Below are 4,337 nucleotides of genomic sequence, written 5' to 3'. Positions count from 1 at the left end.
GGGCGATGCAGAGGATCAGGGTGGGCCAGTAGTTGGTGAAGATCTTGGCCAGGTCGCCCTTCGCCGTGGTCTCCACGGTGGACGCGCCTTCGGACGCCGCGTGGAAGGTGGCGTCCTCCATCTTCTGGAACGCCGGCGTCTCGTCGAGCTTCAGCCGGAGGTAGAGGCCGACGAGGCCGAGCGGGCCCGCGACGAGGAACGGCAGGCGCCAGCCCCACGACTCCATGGCGTCGGAGCCGAGGGCCGAGTTGAGGATGAGGACGAGGCCCGCCGCGCCCGTGTATCCGGCGAGGGTTCCCATCTCCAGGAAGCTGCCGAAGTAGCCGCGGCGCTTGTCGGGCGCGTACTCCGCGATGAAGGTCGACGCGCCGCCGTACTCGCCGCCCGTGGAGAAGCCCTGCACGAGGCGGAAGAAGATCAGCAGGACCGGGGCCCAGAAGCCGATCGTGGAGTAGGACGGGATGAGTCCGATGGCGAGGGTGCCGATCGCCATCATGATCATCGTCAGGGCGAGGACCTTCTTGCGGCCGATCTTGTCACCCATGGGGCCGAAGACCATGCCGCCGATGGGGCGCACCAGGAAGGAGACCGCGAAGGTGGCGAAGGAGGAGATCAGCTGGACCGTGTCGTTCCCGGACGGGAAGAAGACATGGCCGATGGTGACGGCCAGGTAGCTGTAGATGCCGAAGTCGAACCATTCCATGGCGTTGCCGAGCGAGGCCGCTTTGACGGCTCTCTTGACCGCGGCGTCGTCCGTGACCGTGATGTCCGTGCGTCGCAGCGGCGGATCCTTGCGGCGTTTGACGGCGCGGAAGAGGGTGCGGTGGCGCTTCACAGCCTCAAGATCGGCCGCTGCCTCGTCGTGGGCCGCCATGGGTAGTCCTTCCGTTCTGCGAATAATCCTCCTGGCATCACTTGCTCGATCCGCGCCGACGCAAACGAAAGCCCCCGGCAAGGGGGCTTTCGTCACACTCGGAGAAGGGCTTGGGTCCGGGTCAGATGCCCAGGTCCTTGATGATCTTTGCTACGTGTCCGGTCGCCTTGACGTTGTAGAAGGCGTGCTCGACCTTGCCCGTCTCGTCGACGACGACCGTGGAGCGGATGACGCCGGTGACGGTCTTGCCGTACAGCTTCTTCTCGCCGAAGGCGCCGTACGCCTCCAGGGTCTCCTTGGACGGGTCGCCGACCAGCGTGACCTTGAGGTTCTCCTGCTCGCGGAACTTCGCCAGCTTCTCCGGCTTGTCGGGGGACACGCCGATGACGTCGTATCCCGCGGAGGCGAGCACGTCGAGGTTGTCCGTGAAGTCGCAGGCCTGCTTGGTGCAGCCGGGGGTAAGCGCTGCCGGGTAGAAGTAGACGATGACCTTGCGGCCCTTGTGGTCGGCCAGGGAGACCTCGTTGCCGTCCGCGTCCGGCAGGGTGAACGCCGGGGCCGTGTCGCCGGGGGTGAGTCGCTCGCTCATCTTTCGGTCTCCTCGCACAGGATGCTGCGTAAGCAGGATGCTCGTAAAACATGTGGTGACGGAGTCGAGCGTAATAGGGGTGCCGTGGGGTGCGGCGGGCGTGGAGCTGACAGACTGTCGGCGATACGTACACAAGGCCCGGGCAGATCAGACGGCCGGACAGACCAGACAGCCGGACAGCAGACGAGCCGGACACGATCACGGAGGCAGCGCGGTGGCGGACACGTCGGACACCAGGACCCCGGCGCAGATCGAGGCGGACATCAAGCGCCGTCGCGTGACGCTCGCCGAGACGCTCGACGAGATCGGGGTGCGGGTGCACCCGAAGACGATCGTCGGGGACGCGAAGGCCAAGGTCGTCGCGAGTGTGGACAACTCCCTCGGTCGGGCGTACGTCGGTGCCAACCGCGTCGTCTCCGACGTGCGGGCCCAGCTGGTGACCGAGGACGGTGCGCCGCGTCTGGAGCGCGTCGTGCCGGTGGCGCTGGTGGTCGTGGGGCTCGTGGGGCTGCTCGCGGTGAGCTCGCGGCGCCGCAGGGACTGACCCGGGAGCGTACGGGCGTGCCGGTGACAGGTAGGTTCGGGGCGTGAGCGCCAAAAGCCGGGGAGAGAGCCCCCACGACGACAAGCTGCCCATCCGGATGCTGCACGACCGTGTGCTCGTGCGGCAGGACACCGCCGAGGGCGAGCGCAAGTCGGGCGGCGGCATCCTGATCCCCGCGACCGCCGCCGTCGGCAGGCGTCTGGCCTGGGCCGAGGTGGTCGCCGTGGGGCAGAACGTGCGGGCGGTGGAGCCGGGCGACCGTGTCCTCTACGACCCGGAGGACCGGGCCGAGGTGGAGGTGCGGGGCGTGTCGTACGTGCTGATGCGCGAGCGCGACCTGCATGCCGTGGCCGCCGACCGCTTCGAGGGCTCCGAGGACTCGACCGGGCTGTATCTGTAGCCGACCGGGAGTGTGCGACAGGGGTTGGTGACCATCGTCACCAGCCCCTTTTGCGCGTCCTTTGCTACCTTTTAAGGACCCCGACGAGACGCGCCGTACCGGGTTTCCGCAAAGACGACGCACCCCCATTCAAGTGACGCGATCTCGCGTCTCACGTGTCGGAGGTGCCGTCGTGGCCTGGGTTCTGTTGATCGTCGCCGGTCTGCTCGAAGTGGGCTGGTCGATCGGGATGAAGTACACCGAGGGGTTCACCCGGCTGTGGCCGAGCGTGTTCACGGGCCTCGGAATCGTCGCGAGCATGATGCTGCTCTCCCACGCCGCCAAGACCCTGCCCATCGGCACGGCGTACGGCGTGTGGGTCGGCATCGGCGCCGCCGGTGCGGCGGTGCTCGGCATGGTGATCCTGGGCGAGCCCGCCACCGCCGCCCGGATCTTCTTCGTCGTCCTGCTGCTGGTCGCCGTCGTGGGCCTGAAGGCGACGTCGGGGCACTAGGGCGGCGGAACCGCGGCGGTCAGAACGCCGGGCCCCCGTCGTCCTTCCTTCTGTAGGTCGCCGCGTTGTCCGGGAAGCCGCCCACGGCGCCCTCGGCGACGCCTGTGCCGCCGTCGGCGGCGCCGCCGTCCGTCTGGCCGCCCTGGGCGGTGCCCGGGTCGGTGGGGATGCCTCCGTCGGTCGCCCCGCCGTCGGCGGTGGCACCGCCGTCCGTCGTCGGGCCCTGGGTCTGCCCCTGGTCCTGGCCTTGCGTCTGGCCCTGGTCCTGCCCCTGGATCTGGCCTTGGTCCTGGCCTTGCGTCTGGCCCTGGTCCTGGCCCTGGGTCTGGCCTTCGTCCAGGCCGGGCGTCTCGCCGCCGGTGGCCGCACCGCCGGTCGCCGGGTCCTCCCCGGTGGCCGAGGGGTCCGGGATCTCCGGTACGTCGGCGCCTTCCTCCACCTGGAGGTCGAAGTCCTGGATCGGCTCGTCCTGGAGGGCTTCCCTGGTGAACTGCGCCCAGATCTGCGCCGGGAAGGCGCCGCCGTTGATCCGTGCCTGGCCGAGCGCCCCGTACAGCGGGGTGTGTGCGCCGGTGTCGGGGTTCTGGCCCATCACGGAGACGACGGTGGCCAGCTCGGGGGTGTAGCCCGCGAACCAGGCCGCCTTGTCCTCCTCGGCGGTGCCGGTCTTGCCCGCCGCCGGGCGGCCCGCGGCCTGTGCGGCCGTGCCGGTGCCGCCGTCGACGACGCTCTGCAGGATGGACGTGGTGGTGTCGGCGGCCTCGCGGCTGACGGCCTGCGCGGTCTTCGGCTCCGGGAGTTCGACCTCCTGGCCGTCCTTGGTGACCTTCGCGACCATCGTGTACGTGGGGTGCTTGCCGTGGTTGGCGAGCGTCGCGTACGCCTCGGTCATGTCCAGGACGGACGCCGTGGACGGGCCGAGCGCGATGGACGGGGACGCGGTCAGGTCGGGCGTGCCCGAGGGGATGCCGAGGGCGACCGCGGTGTCCTTGACCTTGTCCGAGCCGACGTCGACGGCCATCTGCGCGTAGACCGAGTTGACGGACTTGTCGGTGGCGGTGCTGACGGTGATGTCGCCGTAGTTGACGTCGTCCTCGTTCTCGGGGGCGTACGTACCGCCGTCCCAGCCCTGCACGGGGCGCTTGTTGGTGCCGTCGTAGATCGTGTTCGGGGTGATCGTGCGGCCGTCCTGGGTGACCGAGCCGTTCTCCACGGCCGAGGTGAAGACGAACGGCTTGAAGGTGGAGCCCACTTGGTAGTCACGGCGCGTGGCGTTGTTGACGTACTGCTTGGTGTAGTCGATGCCGCCGTACATCGCGACGACCTGGCCGGTCTTCGGGTCGATCGACGCGCCGCCCGCGCGGACGTTGCGGTCGACCTTGCGGGCGTCCTTGTCTAACTTTTACATAACCTGGTCGTCTAGTGACTGTTTGAATG

Annotated in this window: 5 protein-coding genes, 1 pseudogene and 1 riboswitch; of the genes and pseudogenes, 3 read left to right on the top strand and 3 right to left on the bottom strand. The window is 68.9% G+C overall.

Annotated features, from left to right (window positions below; genetic code table 11):
* Both ACQKIP_RS40935 and bcp read right to left on the bottom strand, forming a co-directional pair.
* On the bottom strand, window positions 1-874 hold an 874-nt coding region (locus ACQKIP_RS40935; protein WP_427745340.1), incomplete at its 3' end, for an MFS transporter.
* Window positions 875-995: 121 nt separating this feature from the next.
* Window positions 996-1,463: a thioredoxin-dependent thiol peroxidase gene (gene bcp, locus ACQKIP_RS40930; protein WP_361387710.1), complete on the bottom strand. Its 468-nt coding sequence runs from the start codon at window positions 1,461-1,463 to the stop codon at window positions 996-998.
* Window positions 1,464-1,677: 214 nt separating this feature from the next.
* Here bcp and ACQKIP_RS40925 point away from each other — a divergent pair, with 214 nt between their 5' ends.
* From ACQKIP_RS40925 to ACQKIP_RS40915, 3 genes are all read left to right on the top strand, one after another.
* On the top strand, window positions 1,678-2,007 hold the full coding sequence (locus tag ACQKIP_RS40925; RefSeq protein WP_365857366.1) for a DUF3618 domain-containing protein: 330 nt from the start codon (window positions 1,678-1,680) through the stop codon (window positions 2,005-2,007).
* A gap of 97 nt (window positions 2,008-2,104) precedes the next feature.
* Window positions 2,105-2,407: a GroES family chaperonin gene (locus ACQKIP_RS40920; protein ID WP_361186964.1), complete on the top strand. Its 303-nt coding sequence runs from the start codon at window positions 2,105-2,107 to the stop codon at window positions 2,405-2,407.
* A gap of 62 nt (window positions 2,408-2,469) precedes the next feature.
* Window positions 2,470-2,531: riboswitch (guanidine-III (ykkC-III) riboswitch) on the top strand.
* 48 nt (window positions 2,532-2,579) lie between these two features.
* Window positions 2,580-2,900, top strand: coding sequence for a DMT family transporter (locus ACQKIP_RS40915; RefSeq protein ID WP_365857368.1), 321 nt, complete (start codon window positions 2,580-2,582; stop codon window positions 2,898-2,900).
* A gap of 19 nt (window positions 2,901-2,919) precedes the next feature.
* Here ACQKIP_RS40915 and ACQKIP_RS40910 read toward each other — a convergent pair.
* Window positions 2,920-4,337 (bottom strand): annotated as a pseudogene (locus tag ACQKIP_RS40910) (transglycosylase domain-containing protein); the annotation flags it as partial.

Source organism: Streptomyces sp. NPDC059900, assembly GCF_050270335.1.
Lineage (GTDB): Bacteria > Actinomycetota > Actinomycetes > Streptomycetales > Streptomycetaceae > Streptomyces.
This window is presented reverse-complemented; position numbering and strand designations above follow the sequence as displayed.